Origin of the sequence: Halodurantibacterium flavum (genome assembly GCF_042681825.1) — a bacterium.
In the GTDB taxonomy this organism is placed as follows: Bacteria; Pseudomonadota; Alphaproteobacteria; order Rhodobacterales; family Rhodobacteraceae; genus Halodurantibacterium; species Halodurantibacterium flavum.
In genome coordinates, this window is sequence record NZ_JBHUGH010000003.1 from 292,553 (window position 1) to 311,311 (window position 18,759).

The window sequence follows — 18,759 nt, forward strand, 5'->3', positions numbered from 1 at the left end:
TTGTCCCCGCCTACAACCGTTATTCGGCCGCCGCTTCGGCCTGTGCGGCCTTGACGGTCAGCGAACCGCCCGCCTTGGAGACCGCCTCGATGGCCGAGGCCGATGCACCCGAGACCTCAAGCTGCACTTTCGCAGACAGCTCACCCTTGGCAAGGATGCGGACCCCGTCCAGCTTGCGGCGCACGAGGCCCGAAGCAACCAGCGTATCCTCGGTGATGACCGAACCCGCGTCCAGCTTGCCGGCATCCACGAATTTCTGGATCAGGCCGAGGTTCACGACCGCCCAGGCCTTCCGGTTCGGCTTGTTGAAACCGCGCTTCGGCAGACGCTGATAGAGCGGCATCTGACCGCCCTCATAGGCGTTGATGGCAACGCCCGAGCGGGATTTCTGACCCTTTACGCCACGCCCGGCGGTCTTGCCCTTGCCCGAACCCGGGCCGCGGCCGACGCGCATACGTTTCTTGGTGGCGCCTTCGTTATCGCGAAGTTCATGAAGTTTCATGTCGCTTGCTCCTTCGCCGGAGAAGCCTGGGAAGCGACGCCCAGACCCACACGGCCTGTTGATGAAGAAAGGGCAGGATCACCCTGCCCCAGGAATCGAACGGCCCCTCGATACATCGAAGGGCCATCCGGGAAAAGCGTTATTCGCGCTCTTCGATGATCTGCACGAGGTGCGGGATCGAGTTCACCATGCCACGGATGGACGGCGTATCCTCAAGCTCGCGCGTGCGGTGCATCTTGTTGAGGCCAAGACCGATCAGCGTGCGGCGCTGAACGTCCGGGCGGCGGATCGGCGAACCGATCTGCTTGACGACGATGGTTTTTGCCATGTGTCCGGTTCCTTACGCTTCGACCGCTTCGGCTTCCGGCTTCTTCAGGATGTCAGCCACCTTCTTGCCGCGACGCTGCGCGACCTGGCGGGGGCTGCCTTCCTTCTTGAGACCGTCAATCGTTGCACGGATCATGTTGTAGGGGTTCTGGCTGCCGAGCGATTTCGCCACGACATCCTGAAGGCCCAGCATCTCGAACACGGCGCGCATCGGACCACCGGCAATGATACCGGTCCCCGGAACGGCCGTCCGCATGACCACTTTACCGGCGCCGTGACGGCCCTCGATATCGTGGTGCAGGGTGCGGCCGTCGCGCAGCGGCACGCGGATCATCTGGCGCTTGGCCTGCTCGGTCGCCTTGCGGATCGCCTCGGGCACCTCTTTCGCCTTGCCCTTGCCAAAGCCCACGCGGCCGCGCTGGTCGCCGACCACCACGAGCGCAGCAAAGCCGAAGCGTTTACCACCCTTCACGGTTTTCGACACGCGGTTGATCGCCACGAGACGATCGGCGAATTCCGGGGTTTCCTCGCGTTCGCGACGGTCCCGACGGTTTTCACGTTCTGCCATCTTCGTCTCCTTAGAACTTCAGCCCGCCTTCACGCGCAGCGTCGGCCAGAGCCTTCACCTTGCCATGAAAGAGGAAACCACCACGGTCGAAATAGCACTCTTCGACACCGGCTTTCTTCGCCCGCTCGGCGATCGCTGCACCGACTTTCGCAGCGGCTTCGACGTTGTTCTTGCCGACGACGCCGAGATCTTTTTCGAGCGTCGAGGCAGACGCGAGCGTCACACCGTTGATGTCGTCGATCAGCTGAACGCTGATGTTCTTGTTCGAGCGGTGGACCGACAGGCGCGCACGCCCGTTGGCCATCGACCGCAACTTGTTCCGGACGCGCAGGCGGCGCTTGAGGAACAGCTCTCTCTTGTTGTTCGCCATTGTCGCGCCCCTTACTTCTTCTTGCCTTCCTTGCGGAAGATGAACTCGCCCTTGTAGCGGATGCCCTTGCCCTTGTAGGGCTCCGGCGCACGCCACTCGCGGATGTTGGAGGCAACCTGCCCCACCACCTGCTGGTCGATACCTTCCACAACGATCTCGGTCTGCTTCGGCGTCGTCACCGTCACGCCCGCGGGAACCTCGAAGTTCACCTCGTGGCTGTAACCCAGCGACAGCTTCAGCACATTGCCCTGCATCGCGGCACGATAACCGACACCCTGGATCTCAAGCTCTTTCTTGAAACCTTCGGAAACGCCGGTCGCGAGGTTCGCAACCATGGTCCGGGTCATGCCCCATTGCGCGCGGGCGCGCTTGGAGCTGCCGCGGGGCGTCACGGTGATCGCGTTGCCGTCGAGCGCAAGCGTCACGTCGTCGGTCGCGGTAAAGCTCCGGCTCCCTTTCGGGCCCTTCACTTCGACGGTCTGGCCAGAGACGGAGGCCGAAACCCCCTTGGGCAGCTCGACCGGTTTTTTCCCAATACGAGACATACCACCCTCCTCAGAACACGGTGCAGAGCACTTCGCCGCCGACATTGGCGGAACGTGCTGCTGCATCCGACATGACGCCTTTCGGCGTGGAGACGATCGAGACGCCAAGACCGTTGCGGACGCTCGGGATGTCCTTGACGCTCATGTACACGCGGCGACCCGGCTTGGAGACCCGCTTGATTTCGCGGATGACCGGCGCGCCGTCGTAATACTTGAGGCTGATCTCCAGTTCGGCATGGCCGTTCTCGGAGGTCACGCGCTCATAGCCACGGATGTAGCCTTCGGCGCTCAGAACATCGAGCACCCAGGCGCGCAGCTTGCTGGCAGGCGAGCGGACCGTCGATTTTCCGCGCAGCTGAGCGTTGCGGATACGGGTCAGCATATCGCCGAGAGGATCGTTCATCATTGTGTCCCCTCCTTACCAGCTCGACTTCACCATGCCGGGGATCTGGCCGAACGAGGCCAGGTCGCGCAGCATGATCCGCGAGATCTTGAGTTTACGATAATAGGCGCGCGGACGGCCCGTCAGCTCGCACCGGTTGTGCAGGCGCGTGGGCGACGAGTTGCGCGGCAGTTCGGCAAGCTTCAGGCGCGCCTTGAAGCGCTCTTCCATCGACTTGGACTCGTCGGTCGCGATTTCCTTCAGCGCGGCACGCTTGGCGGCATACTGCTTGACCAGGCGCTGGCGCTTCAGCTCGCGTTCGACCATGGATTTCTTAGCCATATCTCTTATCTCCCGCGATCAGCTGTTGAACGGCATGTTGAAATGCTTCAACAGCGCCTTGGCTTCCGCGTCGGTCGCCGCGGTGGTGCAGATGATGATGTCCATGCCCCAGACCTCATCGACCTTGTCGAAGTTGATCTCGGGGAACACGATGTGCTCTTTCAGACCCATCGCATAGTTGCCACGGCCATCGAACGAGGTGCCCTTGACGCCGCGGAAGTCGCGGACGCGCGGCAGCGCGACGGTGATCAGGCGGTCGAGGAATTCATACATCCGGTCGCCGCGCAGCGTGACCTTGACGCCAAGCGGCATCTCTTCACGGACGCGGAAGCCGGCGATGGATTTCTTCGCCTTGGTGATCACGGCTTTCTGGCCGGCGATCGACGTCAGGTCTTCCTGGGCCGATTTCACCTTCTTGGTGTCCTTGACGGCCTCGCCGATCCCCATGTTCAGCACGATCTTGTCGAGCTTCGGGATCTGCATCACGTTCTTGTAGCCGAACTCTTCCTTGAGCGCGGCACGGATGCTGTCGGCGTAGACGGTCTTCAGACGCGGGGTGTAGTTTGCAGCGTCGAGCATCAGATCACGTCCCCCGTCGTCTTGGCAAAACGAACCTTCTTGTCGCCTTCCATGCGGAAGCCGACGCGGCTGGCCTTGCCGTTCTTGTCCACGATGGCCAGGTTCGACAGGTCGATCGGCATCGCCTTGGGAAGGCGGCCGCCCTGGCTGGTCTGGCTTTGCTTGGTGTGGCGGATCGAGATGTTCAGGCCATCGACGACGGCCTTGTTCTCTTTCGGGAGAACCGAAGTGATCTCGCCGGTCTTGCCCTTGTCCTTGCCGGTCAGGACGATGACCTTGTCACCCTTCTTGAGTTTCGCAGCCATCAGAGCACCTCCGGAGCCAGCGAAATGATTTTCATGAAGTTCTTCGCGCGGAGCTCACGCACAACGGGGCCGAAGATACGGGTACCGACCGGCTCGTTGTTGTTGTTGAGGATCACGGCGGCGTTCCGGTCGAACCGGATCGCGGTGCCGTCTTCGCGACGGACTTCCTTGGCGGTGCGAACGACGACGGCCTTGCGGACGTCCCCTTTCTTCACACGGCCACGCGGAATGGCTTCCTTCACCGACACCACGATGATGTCGCCCACAGAGGCGTAACGGCGATGGGAACCACCCAGAACCTTGATGCACTGCACCCGGCGAGCGCCGGAGTTGTCAGCGACATCCAGATTGGTCTGCATCTGGATCATTTGGTTTCTCCCGACCTTTGGGAACGAGTCCCAGGGTTTCGATAAGTCGCGGGTGTCAGACCGAAGCTTCGGTCACGACTTCCCAACGTTTCGTCTTCGAGACCGGCGCACATTCCTGGATACGGACGGTGTCGCCAACCTTGAACTGGTTGTTCTCATCGTGAGCCCGGTATTTCTTGGACTTACGGATGGTTTTCTTCAGCACCGGATGCGTGAAGCGGCGTTCGACCAGAACCGTGATGGTCTGCTCGTTCTTGTCGCTCGTGACGGTGCCTTGCAGGATGCGTTTGGGCATGTGCTGGCTCCTTACTTCGCCGCTTCGCGGGCTTTTTCGTTCAGAACGGTCATCACACGCGCAACGTCACGACGGACGGTGCGCATACGAGCCGTGTTCTCAAGCTGCGACGTAGCCTGCTGGAAACGCAGGTTGAACGCCTCTTTCTTGAGGGCCACCAGCTGATCGCGCAGCTGGTCGGGCGTCTTGTCTCTCAGTTCCTGGGCGTTCATCGCCTCATCCCCTTATCAGAAGTCGCCAGAAGGTCCGGCGCTTTTCCAACAAAAGCCGAACCCCCGCCTGACGCGGGGGTTCAGCCGAAATTCTTACCAGTCCTCGCGGACAACGACCCGGGTCTTGATCGGGAGCTTCATCGCGGCGAGGCGGAGCGCCTCTCTTGCCACAGACTCACCCACGCCGTCAATCTCAAACATGACGCGACCCGGCTTCACCTTGCAGGCCCAGAAATCAACCGAACCCTTACCTTTACCCATCCGGACCTCGGTGGGCTTGGAGGTTACCGGCGTATCCGGGAACACCCGGATCCAGACCCGGCCCTGACGCTTCATGTGCCGCGTCATGGCCCGGCGGGCGGCTTCGATCTGACGGGCGGTGATCCGCTCCGGTTCCGTAGCTTTCAGGCCGAAGGTTCCGAAGTTCAGGTCAAACCCGCCCTTCGCTTCCCCGTGGATGCGGCCCTTGTGCATCTTGCGGAACTTTGTGCGCTTTGGTTGCAGCATCGTTCTTCTCCTGTCTCAGGGCTCAGCGACGCTGCGGACGCGGGCCGGCGCTGTCCTGCGCCTCCGTGTGGCGACGATCGCGGGCCTGAGGATCGTGTTCCATGATCTCACCCTTGAAGATCCAGACCTTGACACCGATGATGCCATAGGGCGTGGACGCTTCCGAGGTCGCGTAGTCGATATCGGCGCGCAGCGTGTGCAGCGGAACGCGACCTTCGCGATACCACTCGGTCCGGGCGATCTCGGCGCCGCCAAGACGGCCACCCACGTTCACACGGATACCCAGGGCACCCATGCGCATCGCATTCTGAACCGCACGCTTCATGGCGCGGCGGAAGGAAACGCGGCGCTCCATCTGCTGCGCGATGCTTTCGGCGACCAACTGGGCGTCAACCTCGGGCTTGCGGACCTCGACGATGTTGAGGTGCAGTTCCGACTTGGTCATGTTGGCAAGTTTCTTGCGGAGCGTCTCGATATCCGCCCCTTTCTTGCCGATGATGACGCCGGGGCGCGCGGTGTGGATCGTGACGCGGCACTTCTTGTGCGGACGCTCGATGATCACACGGCTGACGCCGGCCTGCTTGCATTCCTCGTGGATGAACTCCCGCATCTTGATGTCCTCAAGAAGCAGGTTGCCGAACTCCTTGCTGTCGGCGAACCAACGGCTGTCCCAGGTGCGGTTGACCTGGAGACGCATACCGATCGGATTGACCTTCTGACCCATTATGCTTGCTCCTCGACCTGACGCACCTTGATGGTGAGTTCGGAAAACGGCTTCATGATCTTGCCGAACCGGCCACGGGCGCGCGGGCGACCGCGTTTCATCACCATGTTCTTGCCGACAAAGGCCTCGGCCACCACCAGCTCGTCAACGTCGAGCCCGTGGTTGTTCTCGGCATTGGCGATAGCCGACTGAAGGCATTTCTTCACGTCGATCGCGATACGCTTTTTCGAGAAGGTGAGGTCGGCCAGGGCCTTGTCCACCTTCTTGCCGCGGATCAGGCCGGCGACGAGGTTCAGCTTCTGCGGGGAGGTCCGAAGCATCTTGGCCTTGGCCATTGCTTCGTTCTCGGCCACGCGGCGAGGATTTTTCTCTTTACCCATGGCGCTTACTTCCGTTTCGCTTTCTTGTCGGCCGCGTGACCATAGTAGGTCCGCGTCGGCGAGTATTCACCGAACTTCTGGCCGATCATGTCCTCGGTCACCGCAACGGGGATGTGCTTTTGCCCGTTATAGACGCCGAACGTCAGGCCGACGAACTGCGGCAGGATCGTCGAGCGCCGCGACCAGATCTTGATGACGTCATTACGACCGGATTCGCGAGCCTTCTCCGCCTTTTTCAGGACGTAGGCATCAACGAAGGGGCCTTTCCAAACAGAACGTGCCATGTCTTAGCGACCCTTCTTCCGAGCGTGACGCGAACGGATGATAAGCTTGTCCGTTGCCTTGTTCCGGCGTGTCTTGTTGCCCTTGGTGCCTTTGCCCCAGGGCGTCACCGGATGACGGCCGCCCGAGGTCCGGCCTTCACCACCACCATGCGGGTGATCGATCGGGTTCATCGCAACACCGCGGACCGACGGGCGGATGCCCTTGTGACGGTTACGACCGGCCTTGCCGAGGTTCTGGTTCGAGTTGTCCGGGTTCGACACGGCACCGATGGTGGCCATGCATTCCTGACGGACCATACGCAGTTCGCCCGACGAGAGGCGGATCTGGGCATAGCCGCCGTCGCGACCCACGAACTGGGCGTAGGTGCCTGCGGCGCGGGCCAGCTGGCCACCCTTGCCGGCCTTCAGCTCGACGTTGTGAACGATCGTGCCGAGCGGCATGCCCGAGAACGGCATCGCGTTACCCGGTTTCACGTCGGTTTTGGCGCCGGCGATCACCGTGTCGCCCACGGCCAGACGCTGCGGGGCCAGGATATAGGCCTGCTCGCCGTCTTCGTACTTGATCAGCGCGATGAAGGCGGTGCGGTTGGGATCGTATTCGATACGCTCCACGGTCGCCGCGACGTCGAACTTCGTGCGCTTGAAGTCCACGATACGATACAGACGCTTTGCGCCACCGCCTTTGCGGCGCATCGTGATCCGTCCGGTGTTGTTCCGACCGCCGTTCTTCGTCAGACCCTCGGTGAGGGACTTGACCGGGCGACCTTTCCAAAGCTCCGAACGGTCGATCAGAACCAGCCCACGCTGGCCTGGCGTCGTCGGTTTATACGACTTGAGTGCCATGCTTTCTGTCTTCCGTTAGCCTTGGACCAATGGTCCAGTTGTCGTTCAGGTCATGCGACCCGTCCAAATGATCAACGGCCCCGGAGCCCGGGGCCGCAGATTCGCTGCCTTCTATCAAAGGCCCGTCGAGACGTCGATAGCGTTTCCGTCCTCGAGCGTCACATAGGCCTTCTTGACGTCCTTCCGCGTGCCGAGCCGGCCGCGGAACCGCTTGACCTTGCCCTTGGTGATGGTCGTGTTCACGGCCTTCACCTTGACACCAAAGAGCGCCTCGACGGCCTCCTTGATCTGCGGCTTGTTCGAGTCGATCGCAACCTCGAAGACGACCGCATTGGCGTCGGACGCCATGGTGGCCTTTTCGGTGATGATCGGCTTGCGGATCACGTCGTAATGTTCGGGTTTCGCGCTCATTTCAGGCGAGCCTCCAGAGCTTCGACAGCCGCCTTCGTGAGCACGAGCGTGTCACGCTTGAGGATGTCATACACGTTGGCACCCATCGACGGCAGCACATCGATCCCCTCGATGTTCCGCGCGGCCTTGGCGAAGTTCTCGTTCACCTCGGCACCGTCGATGATCAGGACGCGCTTCCAGCCCAGCTCCTTCGCCACCTTGGCCAGCACGGCCGTCTTGGCTTCGGCAAGCTCTGCCGCTTCCAGGACGATCAGGTTGCCGGCCGCAGCCTTGGCCGAAAGCGCGTGCTTCAGACCCAGCTTGCGGAACTTCTTGGTCAGGTCATGGGCGTGGCTGCGCGGGGTCGGACCCTTGTAGACACCACCGTGACGGAAGATCGGCGCGTTCTTGTCGCCGTGACGGGCGCCACCGGTGCCCTTCTGGCGATACATCTTCTTGGTCGAATAGCTGGTCTCGGACCGGCCCTTGACCTTGTGCGTTCCCTGCTGGGCTGCTGCACGCTGCCACCGCACCATACGGTGCAGAATGTCGGCGCGCGGCTCCAGGCCAAAGATCGCATCGTCAAGATCGATCGAGCCCGCCTTGCCGGCGTCCAGCTTGATCACATCAGCTTTCATTGTCGCCTCCTTCAGGCGCAGCGGCCTCGGCCTCGGCCTGCTCGATCGCGGCCTGTTCGGCCTCGAGCGCGGCGACGCGTGCGGCTTCTTCCTCGGCGGCGGCAGCGGCGGCAGCCTCTTCCGCAGCCTTGCGGGCAGCGTCAGCGGCCGATTTCAGGGCGGCCGGAAGAATGACGTTCTCCGGAACGGGCTTCTTGACCGCGTCCTTGATCGTCACCCAGCCACCCTTGGACCCCGGGACGGCGCCCTTGATCATGATCAGGCCGCGATCTGCGTCGGTCTTGACGACCTGCAGGTTCTGCGTGGTCACACGGGCAGCGCCCATGTGGCCGGCCATCTTCTTGCCCTTGAACACCTTGCCCGGGTCCTGGCACTGACCGGTCGAGCCGTGCGAACGGTGGCTGATCGACACACCGTGCGACGCCCGGAGGCCGCCGAAGTTGTGCCGCTTCATGGCACCGGCGAAACCCTTACCGATCGAGGTGCCCGCCACATCGACGAACTGGCCGGCGAAGTAGTGGTCAGCCGTGATCTCCTCACCGATGTTGATGAGGTTCTCGGGGCTCACCCGGAACTCGGCCAGCTTGCGCTTCGGCGCGACATTCGCCTTGGCGAAATGACCGCGCATCGGCGCCGTGGTCCGTTTGGCCTTGGCTTCGCCCGCACCAAGCTGGACGGCGGAATAGCCGTCACGCTCGGCGGTGCGCTGCGCGACCACCTGCAGGTTGTCCAGCTGAAGAACGGTCACCGGCACCTGCCGCCCGTCCTCCAGGAACAGCCGGGTCATCCCCAGCTTTTTTGCGATAACTCCAGAGCGCATCATCCTGGCTCCTTAAACTTTGATCTCGACGTCCACACCGGCGGCGAGGTCGAGCTTCATCAGCGCGTCCACGGTCTGCGGGGTGGGGTCGACGATGTCGAGAAGACGCTTGTGCGTGCGGATCTCCCACTGGTCGCGCGACTTCTTGTCGATGTGCGGACCACGGAGAACCGTGAACTTCTCGATCTTGTTCGGCAGCGGGATGGGCCCGCGTACCTGAGCACCGGTCCGTTTGGCCGTGTTCACGATTTCCTGCGTGCTGGCATCCAGAACGCGGTAATCGAAGGCCTTGAGCCGGATGCGGATGTTTTGACCTTGCATGTCCTTGCCCTCGGGCTGGGGGTGGCGGAGGGGCGGACCCCTCCGCCCCACCGATTACTCGATGATTTTCGAGACGACGCCGGCGCCGACGGTGCGGCCGCCTTCACGGATGGCGAAGCGGAGCTTCTCTTCCATGGCGATCGGGGCGATCAGCTCGACGTTGAACTTCAGGTTGTCGCCCGGCATCACCATCTCGGTGCCCTCGGGCAGCATCACCGTCCCGGTCACGTCCGTCGTCCGGAAGTAGAACTGCGGCCGGTAGTTCGCGAAGAACGGCGTGTGACGGCCGCCTTCCTCTTTCGTGAGGATGTAGGCCTCGGCCTCGAACTTCGTGTGCGGCTTCACCGAACCCGGCTTGCACAGAACCTGACCGCGCTCCACACCGTCACGGTCCACGCCGCGCAGCAGCGCGCCGATGTTGTCGCCGGCCTCTCCGCGGTCCAAGAGCTTGCGGAACATCTCGACGCCCGTGCAGACCGTCTTCTTGGTCGGACGGATGCCGACGATCTCAAGCTCGTCGCCCACGTTCACAGCGCCACGTTCCACACGGCCGGTCACAACCGTGCCGCGGCCCGAGATCGAGAACACGTCTTCGATCGGCATCAGGAACGGCATGTCCACGGCACGCTCCGGCGTCGGGATGTAGCTGTCCACCGCCGCGATCAGCTCGCGAATCGAGTTCTCGCCGATCTCCGGGTCACGCCCTTCCATCGCCGCCAGCGCCGAGCCCTTGATGATCGGGATGTCGTCGCCGGGGTAGTCGTAGGACGACAGAAGCTCGCGCACTTCCATCTCGACCAGCTCCAGAAGCTCCGGATCGTCCACCTGGTCGACCTTGTTCAGGTAGACGACCATGTAGGGAATGCCAACCTGACGGCCGAGCAGGATGTGCTCGCGCGTTTGCGGCATCGGCCCGTCGGCCGCGTTCACAACCAAGATCGCGCCGTCCATCTGCGCCGCACCCGTGATCATGTTCTTCACGTAGTCGGCGTGGCCGGGGCAGTCCACATGCGCATAGTGACGCGCCTCGGACTCATATTCCACATGCGCCGTCGAGATCGTGATCCCCCGCGCCTTCTCCTCCGGCGCGCCGTCGATCTGGTCGTAGGCCCGGAACTCACCGAAATACTTCGTGATCGCAGCCGTCAGCGTCGTCTTGCCGTGGTCAACGTGACCAATCGTGCCGATGTTGACGTGCGGCTTGTTACGTTCAAACTTTGCCTTTGCCATGATGGCCTCCTGTTACTCTGGATCGTAAGGGCCGCGGCCCTTACGCGTATTTCTTCTGAATCTCGTCCGAGATGTTCTGCGGAACCGCATCATAGTGGTCGAAGAGCATCGTGAAGTTCGCACGTCCCGACGACATCGACCGCAGCGTGTTGATGTAGCCGAACATGTTGGCCAGCGGCACGAAGCTGTTGATCACGACGGCATTGCCGCGCGCCTCTTGCCCCGTCACCTGACCGCGACGGCTGGTGAGGTCGCCGATGATGCCACCGGTATATTCCTCGGGCGTCACGACCTCGACCTTCATGATCGGCTCGAGAAGCTTTGCACCGGCCTTCTTGAGACCTTCGCGCATCGCCGCACGGGACGCGATTTCGAACGCGAGGACCGAGGAGTCGACGTCGTGGAAGGCACCGTCGATCAGCGCGACCTTGAAGTCGATCACCGGGAAGCCCGCCAGCGGACCCGAGTCCATGACGGACTTGATGCCCTTCTCGACACCCGGGATGTATTCCTTCGGAACCGCACCGCCGACGATCTTCGATTCGAACGAATAGCCTTCGCCCGGCTCGGTCGGGGTGATGACCATCTTCACGCGCGCGAACTGGCCGGTACCACCGGTCTGTTTCTTGTGCGTGTAGTCGATCTCGGCTTCGCGGCTGATCGTCTCGCGATAGGCCACCTGCGGCGCACCGATATTCGCCTCGACCTTGAACTCGCGCTTCATGCGGTCGACGAGAATGTCGAGGTGAAGCTCGCCCATGCCCTTCATGATGGTCTGGCCCGATTCCAGATCGGTCTCGACGCGGAAGGACGGGTCTTCGGCTGCCAGGCGCTGAAGGGCGAGGCCCATCTTTTCCTGGTCTGCTTTCGACTTCGGCTCCACGGCAATCTCGATCACCGGCTCGGGGAAGGTCATGGTTTCGAGAACCACAGGTTTCGCCGGATCGCAGAGCGTGTCACCAGTGGTGGTCTCTTTCAGACCGGCCAGCGCGATGATGTCGCCCGCGAACGCCTCTTCGATCTCTTCACGGTTGATCGCGTGCATCATCATCATACGACCGACGCGCTCACGCTTGCCTTTGGTCGCGTTGAGCATCTGGTCGCCCTTCTTGATCGCGCCCGAATAGATGCGCGTGAAGGTGAGCGAGCCCACGAAGGGGTCGTTCATGATCTTGAACGCGAGGCCAGAGAAGGGCTGCGCGTCATCGGCCGAACGCTCGATGTTGCGGGTCTCGGTCTCGTCGCCCGGCGCAAAGCCCATGTAGGCCGGCACGTCGAGCGGGCTCGGCAGATAGTCGATGACGGCGTTCAGAAGCGGCTGGACACCCTTGTTCTTGAAGGCCGAACCGGCAGCGATCGGAACGAAGGACAGCGACAGCGTGCCCTTGCGGATCAGCTTGCGCAGGGTGGCCTCGTCGGGCTCGGTGCCCTCCAGATAGGCCTCCATCGCGGCATCGTCCTGCTCGACCGCAGTCTCGATCAGATTCGAACGCCATTCGGCGGCCAGATCCTGCAGCTCGTCGCGGATGGGCTGACGGGTCCAGGAAGCGCCGAGATCCTCGCCCTTCCAGGTCCATTCTTCCATCTTGATCAGGTCGATGATGCCTTCCAGCTTGTCCTCGGCGCCGATCGGCAGGGCGATCGGCAGCGGGGTCGCGCCGGTGCGGTCCTTGATCATCTTCACGCAGTTGAAGAAGTCGGCACCGATCTTGTCCATCTTGTTGACGAACACGATCCGCGGAACCTTGTAGCGGTCGGCCTGACGCCAGACGGTCTCGGTCTGCGGCTCGACACCGGCGTTGGCGTCGAGAAGGCAGATCGCGCCATCGAGAACGGCAAGCGAACGCTCCACCTCGATCGTGAAGTCGACGTGGCCGGGGGTGTCGATGATGTTGAAGCGGAACTTCGTATCCGACGTGCCTTCGGCGGTCGGGTCTTCCTGACGCTGCCAGAAAGTCGTGGTCGCAGCCGAGGTGATGGTGATCCCCCGCTCCTGCTCCTGTTCCATCCAGTCCATCGTCGCGGCGCCGTCATGCACCTCGCCGATCTTGTGGCTTTTGCCGGTGTAGAACAGAATCCGCTCGGTCGTCGTGGTCTTACCCGCGTCGATGTGAGCCATGATCCCGAAGTTACGGTAGCGCTCGAGGGGATAATCGCGTGCCATTGGTCAGGTCCTCAGGCTAATTGTTACCAGCGGTAATGGCTGAACGCCTTGTTCGCGTCGGCCATCTTGTGGGTGTCTTCCCGCTTTTTCACGGCGGAACCGCGCGAGTTCACGGCGTCGAGCAGCTCGCCCGCAAGACGCTCTTCCATCGTGTTCTCGTTGCGCTTGCGCGCCGCGATGATGAGCCAGCGGATCGCGAGGGCCTCACGACGCTCGGGGCGCACTTCGACCGGAACCTGATAGGTGGCACCGCCGACGCGACGCGACCGGACCTCGACCGAGGGCTTCACATTGTCCAGCGCCTCGTGGAACACTTCGATCGGCGCACGCTTCAGCTTGCTCTCGACCCGCTCCATCGCGTTGTAGACGATGCTTTCGGCGGCCGACTTCTTGCCGTCGACCATCAGGTTGTTCATGAATTTCGTCAGAACCCGGTCGCCATACTTGGCGTCGGGAAGAATTTCGCGCTTTTCGGCGGCGTGACGACGGGACATCTACGTCTCTCCTTACTTCGGACGCTTCGCGCCGTATTTCGAGCGGCGCTGACGACGATCTTTGACGCCCTGGGTATCCAGCACACCGCGCAGGATGTGGTAACGGACACCCGGAAGGTCTTTTACCCGGCCGCCACGGATGAGGACCACAGAGTGCTCCTGCAGATTGTGCTTTTCGCCGGGGATATAGCTGATGACTTCGAAGCCATTGGTCAGACGGACCTTGGCAACCTTCCGCATGGCCGAGTTCGGCTTCTTCGGCGTCGTGGTGTAGACGCGCGTGCAGACGCCGCGTTTTTGCGGGCAGGATTCCAAGTGCTGCGACTTGGAGCGTTTAACTTTCGGCTGCCGCGGCTTGCGGATCAGCTGTTGGATAGTCGGCATTCCGGTTCCCCGTGTTGCAACCCGTTCATCTTCGGCGCACCGTGGCGCGCCAGTTTTTCGGATCTTTGCGTCATGCATGACCGCAAATACCAAAACCGCATTCGTTCCCTTCGCGGGAGCGACGCGGTGGAATCTCAGAGGATCGGGGCACAATGCGGCCCGGATCTTGACCACTAGTTCGTTTCAGAGCCCGGCGAAACGGCGTTACCCTTCCGCAGGTCGCCGCCGTATATGGGGAGTCGCGGGGGATGTCAACAGTTGCCGGGCCCAAAGCTATCGGCGGAGGACCAATTTACGTTCGCGATACAAGGTAAAGGCCCCGTCGCCATCACGATCGCCGCACCAGGAAGCGTCAGCCACTCCGGCCAGTCCCCAATGACCACGAATCCCCGCGTCAGCGACCAAAAAACGGCGTGACAAGCCCGACCGCCCCTGCGCCCGACAGTCATCGCCATGATGTATCATCCCGTGGACGGAAAATACCGAGGCGGCAAACCGGTTCTCGGACGCCCGGCCGCTGCAAGCCCAAAAGAAAACCCCCGGCGTCAGGCCGGGGGTCTCTGTCGTTTCTTGCAGGCGATCAGTCCTGCGCTTCGCTCGCCTCGGCGCCCGGTGCGGCAAGGGCCGCAGCCTCTGCCTCGGCACGCCGTGCTTCAAGCACCACATCGTCGCGTTCGGCCGCGATGCGGCGGATGCGCTTGGTCGCACCGCCCGTCCCCGCCGGGATCAGCCGGCCGACGATGACGTTCTCCTTCAGGCCGACCAGCTTGTCGCGCTTGCCCTGGACCGAAGCTTCCGTTAGCACCCGCGTCGTCTCCTGGAAGGATGCCGCCGAGATGAAGCTGCGGGTCTGCAGCGACGCCTTGGTGATACCCAGCAGGATCGGTTCGCCTGAAGCCGGACGCAGACCGTTCGCAATGGCCTTTTCGTTCATCTCGTCGAACTCGGCCTTGTCGACATGCTCGCCCTTCAGCAGCGTGGTTTCCCCGCTGTCGAGGATCTCCCACTTCTGGAGCATCTGGCGGACGATCACCTCGATGTGCTTGTCGTTGATCTTCACGCCCTGCAGGCGATAGACGTCCTGCACCTCGTCGATCAGGTAGTTGGCAAGCGCTTCGATCCCCATGATCCGCAGGATGTCATGCGGTGCCGGGTTGCCGTCCATGATGTAGTCGCCCTTCTGGACGAAGTCACCTTCCTGAACCGGAATGTGCTTGCCCTTGGGCACCATGTACTCGACCGGCTCCATCCCTTCGACCGTGGGCTCGATGGCGATGCGGCGCTTGTTCTTGTAGTCCTTGCCAAAGCGCACATAGCCGTCGAGTTCGGCGATGATCGCGTGATCCTTGGGACGACGGGCCTCGAACAGTTCCGCCACGCGGGGCAGACCCCCGGTGATGTCCTTGGTCTTGGCGCCTTCGCGCGGGATACGTGCCACCACGTCGCCGGCCTTGACCTCCTGGCCGTCCTCGACCGAAAGAATCGCGTCGACCGACATCGGATAGGTCACGGGCGCGCCCTGTTCGTTGCGAACCGGTTCGCCGCTTTCCGGGTCCATGATGATGATCTCGGGCTTCAGTTCGTTGCCCTTGGGCACCGAACGCCAGTCCGAGACGATCTTCTGGGTCATGCCCGTTGCCTCGTCGGTGTCCTCCCGGACCGAGAGGCCCGAGACGAGATCGACAAAGCGCGTGACGCCGGCCTTCTCCGCGATGATCGGCAGGGTATAGGGGTCCCATTCAAAGAGCTTGTCGCCCCGCTTGACCGCCACCGCTTCCTTGACGAACAGCTTCGCGCCATAGGTGAGCTTGTGGCTCGCGCGCTCCTGTCCGTTTTCGTCGATGATCGCGATCGACATGTTCCGGCCCGTCACGATCTGCTCGCCATTGGCGTTCACAAGGATGTTCGGGTTGCGGAACTCGATCGTGCCCGCCTGGCTTGCCTCAAGGAACGACTGCTGGCCACCCTGCGCGATGCCGCCGATGTGGAAGGTCCGCATCGTCAGCTGCGTGCCCGGCTCACCGATCGACTGGGCGGCGATGATGCCGACAGCCTCACCGATGTTGACCAGCGTGCCGCGTGCAAGGTCACGCCCGTAACAGGCGGCGCAGACGCCCTCTTCGGCCTCACAGGTCAGCGGGCTGCGGATCTTGACCGAAACGATGCCCGAGGTCTCGATGATATCGGCCTTGCGCTCGTCGATCAGTTCGTTCCGCTTGACCATGACCTCATCGGTGCCGGGACGGATGACGTCCTCGGCCGCGACACGGCCCAGCACGCGCTCACCCAGAGAGGCGACGACTTCACCATCATTTACCGCGGTCGAGGCGGTGATGAAGCGGTCGGTGCCACAGTCCTGAACCCGCACGATGCAGTCCTGCGCCACGTCGACCAGACGCCGGGTCAGGTAACCCGAGTTCGCCGTCTTGAGCGCCGTATCCGCCAGACCTTTCCGCGCGCCGTGGGTGGAGTTGAAGTACTCCAACACGGTCAGACCTTCCTTGAAGTTCGAGATGATCGGCGTCTCGATGATCTCGCCGGACGGTTTGGCCATCAGGCCGCGCATCCCGCCAAGCTGCTTCATCTGTGCCGGCGAACCCCGTGCACCGGAGTGCGACATCATGTAGACGCTGTTCGGCTCCATCTCGGCGCCGGCATCGTCGTGACGCACGGCCGAGATATCGGCCATCATCGCGTTCGCCACCGCATCCGAGCATTTCGACCAGGCGTCGACAACCTTGTTGTACTTTTCGCCCTGAGTGATCAGGCCGTCCATGTACTGCTGCTCGAATTCCTTCACCTGCTCGCGCGTCTCGTTGACGATCGACCATTTGGTGTCGGGGATCAGCATGTCGTCCTTGCCGAAGGAGATCCCGGCCTTGAACGCCTCACGGAAGCCCATGGTCATGATCTGGTCGCAGAAGATCACCGATTCCTTCTGGCCGCAGTAGCGGTAGACGGTGTCGATAACGTTCTGGACGTCCTTCTTCCGCAGCAGACGGTTGACCAGTTCGAAGGGCGCCTTTGCGTTGAGCGGCAAGAGCGCGCCCAGGCGAACCCGGCCCGGCGTGGTGTCGTAGCGCTTCCAGACCTCGTTCCCTTCGGCGTCGATCTGCTTGACGCGCGCCTTGATCCGGCTGTGCAGGTGCACGATGCCGGCGGCCAGCGCGTGTTCCACTTCGTCCACATTGGCGAATGCCATGCCTTCGCCCGGCATCCCCTTCCGCTCCATCGTGGTGTAGTAGAGACCCAGGATCATGTCCTGCGACGGAACGATGATCGGCGCGCCGTTGGCGGGCGACAGAACGTTGTTCGTCGACATCATCAGGACGCGCGCTTCCAGCTGCGCCTCAAGCGACAGCGGGACGTGCACGGCCATCTGGTCGCCGTCGAAGTCCGCGTTGAAGGCCGAACAGACCAGCGGGTGAAGCTGGATCGCCTTGCCCTCGATCAGCACCGGCTCGAACGCCTGGATGCCCAGACGGTGCAGCGTCGGCGCGCGGTTCAGCAGAACCGGATGCTCGCGGATCACCTCGTCCAGGATATCCCAGACCTCGGGGCGTTCCTTTTCGACCAGCTTCTTCGCCTGCTTGACGGTCGAGGACAGGCCCTTCGCTTCAAGCCGCGAATAGATGAACGGCTTGAAGAGCTCGAGTGCCATCTTCTTGGGCAGGCCGCACTGGTGCAGCTTCAGCTCCGGACCCGTCACGATGACCGAACGGCCAGAGAAGTCGACCCGTTTCCCCAGAAGGTTCTGGCGGAACCGGCCCTGCTTGCCCTTCAGCATGTCCGACAGCGACTTCAGCGGGCGCTTGTTGGTGCCCGTGATGACCCGGCCGCGACGGCCGTTGTCGAACAGTGCGTCAACCGCTTCCTGCAGCATCCGCTTTTCGTTGCGCACGATGATGTCCGGCGCCCGAAGCTCGATCAGGCGCTTCAGACGGTTGTTCCGGTTGATCACCCGGCGGTAGAGGTCGTTGAGATCCGACGTGGCGAACCGGCCGCCGTCCAGCGGGACCAGCGGGCGCAGTTCCGGCGGGATCACCGGAAGCACGGTCAGGATCATCCATTCCGGGCGGTTGCCGGATTCCAGGAAGTTCTCGACGATCTTCAGCCGTTTGATGATCTTCTTGGGCTTCAACTCGCCGGTGGCTTCCTTCAGCTCTTCGCGCAGCCGCAGGGCTTCGGCCTCAAGGTCGATCGCCGACAGCATCTCGCGGATCGCTTCCGCGCCGATGTTGGCGGTAAAGGCGTCGGCGCCGTACTGGTCCTGCGCGTCAAGGAACTCTTCCTCGGTCATCAGCTGACCGTAGGTAAGGTCCGTCAGGCCCGGCTCGATCACGACGTAGTTCTCGAAGTAGAGAATCCGTTCCAGATCGCGCAGCGTGATGTCGAGCATCAGGCTGATCCGGCTCGGCAGCGACTTCAGGAACCAGATGTGGGCAACGGGCGCGGCCAGTTCGATATGGCCCATACGCTCGCGCCGCACCTTCTGGAGCGTCACTTCCACGCCGCATTTCTCGCAGACGACGCCGCGGTACTTCATGCGCTTGTATTTGCCGCACAGGCATTCGTAATCCTTGATCGGACCAAAAATGCGCGCGCAGAACAGGCCGTCACGTTCCGGCTTGAACGTGCGGTAGTTGATGGTTTCCGGCTTCTTGATCTCGCCGAAGGACCACGACAGGATCCGTTCGGGCGAGGCCAGCGAAATCTTGATCTCGTCAAACTGCTTGGGCTGCGCCAGCGGGTTGAACGGATTGGTGGTAAGTTCCTGGTTCATCT

Annotated in this window: 26 protein-coding genes; all 26 read right to left on the bottom strand. The window is 62.3% G+C overall.

The genetic code is table 11. The annotated features are described in order from the left end of the window. Nucleotides 1-19 precede the first annotated feature (19 nt). A complete protein-coding gene (gene rplO, locus ACFSGJ_RS05220; RefSeq protein ID WP_390259942.1) occupies nt 20-502 on the bottom strand; it encodes a 50S ribosomal protein L15 in 483 nt (160 codons plus the stop codon). Between the two features lie 139 nt (nt 503-641). Further along, complete coding sequence (gene rpmD, locus ACFSGJ_RS05225) at nt 642-830, bottom strand: 50S ribosomal protein L30 (RefSeq protein WP_150420921.1); 189 nt, start codon at nt 828-830, stop codon at nt 642-644. Nucleotides 831-842: 12 nt separating this feature from the next. After that, nucleotides 843-1,397 (bottom strand): 30S ribosomal protein S5, encoded by a 555-nt coding sequence (gene rpsE / locus ACFSGJ_RS05230; RefSeq protein ID WP_390259943.1) that lies wholly within the window; start codon nt 1,395-1,397, stop codon nt 843-845. 10 nt (nt 1,398-1,407) lie between these two features. Next, nucleotides 1,408-1,767, bottom strand: a complete 360-nt coding sequence (gene rplR / locus ACFSGJ_RS05235) for a 50S ribosomal protein L18 (protein WP_390259944.1) — start codon at nt 1,765-1,767, stop codon at nt 1,408-1,410. 11 nt (nt 1,768-1,778) lie between these two features. Next, a complete protein-coding gene (gene rplF, locus ACFSGJ_RS05240; RefSeq protein WP_390259945.1) occupies nt 1,779-2,312 on the bottom strand; it encodes a 50S ribosomal protein L6 in 534 nt (177 codons plus the stop codon). A gap of 10 nt (nt 2,313-2,322) precedes the next feature. After that, nucleotides 2,323-2,715: a 30S ribosomal protein S8 gene (rpsH, locus tag ACFSGJ_RS05245; RefSeq protein WP_390260129.1), complete on the bottom strand. Its 393-nt coding sequence runs from the start codon at nt 2,713-2,715 to the stop codon at nt 2,323-2,325. A gap of 15 nt (nt 2,716-2,730) precedes the next feature. Further along, the gene (gene rpsN / locus ACFSGJ_RS05250) at nt 2,731-3,036 is read right to left on the bottom strand and encodes a 30S ribosomal protein S14 (protein WP_390259946.1); all 306 of its coding nucleotides are present in this window, start codon (nt 3,034-3,036) and stop codon (nt 2,731-2,733) included. Nucleotides 3,037-3,054: 18 nt separating this feature from the next. Next, nucleotides 3,055-3,615, bottom strand: coding sequence for a 50S ribosomal protein L5 (gene rplE, locus ACFSGJ_RS05255; protein WP_390259947.1), 561 nt, complete (start codon nt 3,613-3,615; stop codon nt 3,055-3,057). Continuing rightward, on the bottom strand, nt 3,615-3,920 hold the full coding sequence (gene rplX, locus ACFSGJ_RS05260) for a 50S ribosomal protein L24 (protein ID WP_390259948.1): 306 nt from the start codon (nt 3,918-3,920) through the stop codon (nt 3,615-3,617). The genes rplE and rplX overlap by 1 nt, the downstream gene beginning before the upstream one ends. Next, entirely contained in the window at nt 3,920-4,288 is a 369-nt protein-coding gene (rplN, locus tag ACFSGJ_RS05265) for a 50S ribosomal protein L14 (protein WP_009574016.1), read from the bottom strand. The genes rplX and rplN overlap by 1 nt, the downstream gene beginning before the upstream one ends. Before the next feature lie 55 nt (nt 4,289-4,343). Continuing rightward, nucleotides 4,344-4,583: a 30S ribosomal protein S17 gene (gene rpsQ, locus ACFSGJ_RS05270; protein WP_390259949.1), complete on the bottom strand. Its 240-nt coding sequence runs from the start codon at nt 4,581-4,583 to the stop codon at nt 4,344-4,346. An 11-nt stretch (nt 4,584-4,594) separates the two neighbouring features. Further along, complete coding sequence (gene rpmC, locus ACFSGJ_RS05275) at nt 4,595-4,795, bottom strand: 50S ribosomal protein L29 (RefSeq protein WP_390259950.1); 201 nt, start codon at nt 4,793-4,795, stop codon at nt 4,595-4,597. A gap of 93 nt (nt 4,796-4,888) precedes the next feature. After that, nucleotides 4,889-5,302, bottom strand: a complete 414-nt coding sequence (gene rplP / locus ACFSGJ_RS05280) for a 50S ribosomal protein L16 (protein WP_150420930.1) — start codon at nt 5,300-5,302, stop codon at nt 4,889-4,891. A 22-nt stretch (nt 5,303-5,324) separates the two neighbouring features. Further along, nucleotides 5,325-6,026, bottom strand: a complete 702-nt coding sequence (rpsC, locus tag ACFSGJ_RS05285; protein ID WP_390259951.1) for a 30S ribosomal protein S3 — start codon at nt 6,024-6,026, stop codon at nt 5,325-5,327. Further along, complete coding sequence (rplV, locus tag ACFSGJ_RS05290) at nt 6,026-6,406, bottom strand: 50S ribosomal protein L22 (protein WP_390259952.1); 381 nt, start codon at nt 6,404-6,406, stop codon at nt 6,026-6,028. The genes rpsC and rplV overlap by 1 nt, the downstream gene beginning before the upstream one ends. Before the next feature lie 5 nt (nt 6,407-6,411). Beyond that, entirely contained in the window at nt 6,412-6,690 is a 279-nt protein-coding gene (rpsS, locus tag ACFSGJ_RS05295) for a 30S ribosomal protein S19 (protein ID WP_150420933.1), read from the bottom strand. Nucleotides 6,691-6,693: 3 nt separating this feature from the next. Then, complete coding sequence (gene rplB / locus ACFSGJ_RS05300) at nt 6,694-7,533, bottom strand: 50S ribosomal protein L2 (RefSeq protein ID WP_377398364.1); 840 nt, start codon at nt 7,531-7,533, stop codon at nt 6,694-6,696. Between the two features lie 114 nt (nt 7,534-7,647). Beyond that, entirely contained in the window at nt 7,648-7,944 is a 297-nt protein-coding gene (locus ACFSGJ_RS05305; protein WP_390259953.1) for a 50S ribosomal protein L23, read from the bottom strand. Next, nucleotides 7,941-8,561 (bottom strand): 50S ribosomal protein L4, encoded by a 621-nt coding sequence (gene rplD / locus ACFSGJ_RS05310; protein WP_390259954.1) that lies wholly within the window; start codon nt 8,559-8,561, stop codon nt 7,941-7,943. Before rplD ends, ACFSGJ_RS05305 begins: the two co-directional genes overlap by 4 nt. Further along, nucleotides 8,551-9,384, bottom strand: coding sequence for a 50S ribosomal protein L3 (gene rplC / locus ACFSGJ_RS05315; protein WP_390259955.1), 834 nt, complete (start codon nt 9,382-9,384; stop codon nt 8,551-8,553). Before rplC ends, rplD begins: the two co-directional genes overlap by 11 nt. Nucleotides 9,385-9,393: 9 nt before the next feature. Next, nucleotides 9,394-9,702: a 30S ribosomal protein S10 gene (gene rpsJ, locus ACFSGJ_RS05320; protein WP_071469578.1), complete on the bottom strand. Its 309-nt coding sequence runs from the start codon at nt 9,700-9,702 to the stop codon at nt 9,394-9,396. Nucleotides 9,703-9,756: 54 nt separating this feature from the next. After that, complete coding sequence (tuf, locus tag ACFSGJ_RS05325) at nt 9,757-10,932, bottom strand: elongation factor Tu (RefSeq protein WP_390259956.1); 1,176 nt, start codon at nt 10,930-10,932, stop codon at nt 9,757-9,759. Nucleotides 10,933-10,972: 40 nt separating this feature from the next. Then, nucleotides 10,973-13,096 (bottom strand): elongation factor G, encoded by a 2,124-nt coding sequence (gene fusA / locus ACFSGJ_RS05330; RefSeq protein ID WP_390259957.1) that lies wholly within the window; start codon nt 13,094-13,096, stop codon nt 10,973-10,975. Nucleotides 13,097-13,119: 23 nt separating this feature from the next. Next, a complete protein-coding gene (rpsG, locus tag ACFSGJ_RS05335) occupies nt 13,120-13,590 on the bottom strand; it encodes a 30S ribosomal protein S7 (RefSeq protein WP_390259958.1) in 471 nt (156 codons plus the stop codon). Nucleotides 13,591-13,602: 12 nt separating this feature from the next. Continuing rightward, nucleotides 13,603-13,974: a 30S ribosomal protein S12 gene (rpsL, locus tag ACFSGJ_RS05340; RefSeq protein ID WP_150420941.1), complete on the bottom strand. Its 372-nt coding sequence runs from the start codon at nt 13,972-13,974 to the stop codon at nt 13,603-13,605. A 580-nt stretch (nt 13,975-14,554) separates the two neighbouring features. Next, the gene (gene rpoC / locus ACFSGJ_RS05345; protein ID WP_390259959.1) at nt 14,555-18,757 is read right to left on the bottom strand and encodes a DNA-directed RNA polymerase subunit beta'; all 4,203 of its coding nucleotides are present in this window, start codon (nt 18,755-18,757) and stop codon (nt 14,555-14,557) included. Between the last annotated feature and the right edge of the window lie 2 nt (nt 18,758-18,759).

Excerpts from the sequence above, each read along its gene's own strand:
- rplC (WP_390259955.1), bottom strand. The coding sequence starts at position 9,384 with ATGATGCGCTCTGGAGTTATCGCAAAAAAGCTGGGGATGACCCGGCTG.
- rpsJ (WP_071469578.1), bottom strand. The coding sequence starts at position 9,702 with ATGCAAGGTCAAAACATCCGCATCCGGCTCAAGGCCTTCGATTACCGC.
- rpsE (WP_390259943.1), bottom strand. The coding sequence starts at position 1,397 with ATGGCAGAACGTGAAAACCGTCGGGACCGTCGCGAACGCGAGGAAACC.
- rplF (WP_390259945.1), bottom strand. The coding sequence starts at position 2,312 with ATGTCTCGTATTGGGAAAAAACCGGTCGAGCTGCCCAAGGGGGTTTCG.
- rpsQ (WP_390259949.1), bottom strand. The coding sequence starts at position 4,583 with ATGCCCAAACGCATCCTGCAAGGCACCGTCACGAGCGACAAGAACGAG.
- rpsG (WP_390259958.1), bottom strand. The coding sequence starts at position 13,590 with ATGTCCCGTCGTCACGCCGCCGAAAAGCGCGAAATTCTTCCCGACGCC.
- rpsN (WP_390259946.1), bottom strand. The coding sequence starts at position 3,036 with ATGGCTAAGAAATCCATGGTCGAACGCGAGCTGAAGCGCCAGCGCCTG.
- rpsH (WP_390260129.1), bottom strand. The coding sequence starts at position 2,715 with ATGAACGATCCTCTCGGCGATATGCTGACCCGTATCCGCAACGCTCAG.
- rplO (WP_390259942.1), bottom strand. The coding sequence starts at position 502 with ATGAAACTTCATGAACTTCGCGATAACGAAGGCGCCACCAAGAAACGT.
- rplN (WP_009574016.1), bottom strand. The coding sequence starts at position 4,288 with ATGATCCAGATGCAGACCAATCTGGATGTCGCTGACAACTCCGGCGCT.
- tuf (WP_390259956.1), bottom strand. The coding sequence starts at position 10,932 with ATGGCAAAGGCAAAGTTTGAACGTAACAAGCCGCACGTCAACATCGGC.
- rplB (WP_377398364.1), bottom strand. The coding sequence starts at position 7,533 with ATGGCACTCAAGTCGTATAAACCGACGACGCCAGGCCAGCGTGGGCTG.
- rplV (WP_390259952.1), bottom strand. The coding sequence starts at position 6,406 with ATGGGTAAAGAGAAAAATCCTCGCCGCGTGGCCGAGAACGAAGCAATG.
- rpsS (WP_150420933.1), bottom strand. The coding sequence starts at position 6,690 with ATGGCACGTTCTGTTTGGAAAGGCCCCTTCGTTGATGCCTACGTCCTG.
- fusA (WP_390259957.1), bottom strand. The coding sequence starts at position 13,096 with ATGGCACGCGATTATCCCCTCGAGCGCTACCGTAACTTCGGGATCATG.
- ACFSGJ_RS05305 (WP_390259953.1), bottom strand. The coding sequence starts at position 7,944 with ATGAGCGCGAAACCCGAACATTACGACGTGATCCGCAAGCCGATCATC.
- rpsC (WP_390259951.1), bottom strand. The coding sequence starts at position 6,026 with ATGGGTCAGAAGGTCAATCCGATCGGTATGCGTCTCCAGGTCAACCGC.
- rpoC (WP_390259959.1), bottom strand. The coding sequence starts at position 18,757 with ATGAACCAGGAACTTACCACCAATCCGTTCAACCCGCTGGCGCAGCCC.
- rpmC (WP_390259950.1), bottom strand. The coding sequence starts at position 4,795 with ATGAACGCCCAGGAACTGAGAGACAAGACGCCCGACCAGCTGCGCGAT.
- rplX (WP_390259948.1), bottom strand. The coding sequence starts at position 3,920 with ATGGCTGCGAAACTCAAGAAGGGTGACAAGGTCATCGTCCTGACCGGC.
- rpmD (WP_150420921.1), bottom strand. The coding sequence starts at position 830 with ATGGCAAAAACCATCGTCGTCAAGCAGATCGGTTCGCCGATCCGCCGC.
- rplP (WP_150420930.1), bottom strand. The coding sequence starts at position 5,302 with ATGCTGCAACCAAAGCGCACAAAGTTCCGCAAGATGCACAAGGGCCGC.
- rplR (WP_390259944.1), bottom strand. The coding sequence starts at position 1,767 with ATGGCGAACAACAAGAGAGAGCTGTTCCTCAAGCGCCGCCTGCGCGTC.
- rplE (WP_390259947.1), bottom strand. The coding sequence starts at position 3,615 with ATGCTCGACGCTGCAAACTACACCCCGCGTCTGAAGACCGTCTACGCC.
- rpsL (WP_150420941.1), bottom strand. The coding sequence starts at position 13,974 with ATGCCGACTATCCAACAGCTGATCCGCAAGCCGCGGCAGCCGAAAGTT.
- rplD (WP_390259954.1), bottom strand. The coding sequence starts at position 8,561 with ATGAAAGCTGATGTGATCAAGCTGGACGCCGGCAAGGCGGGCTCGATC.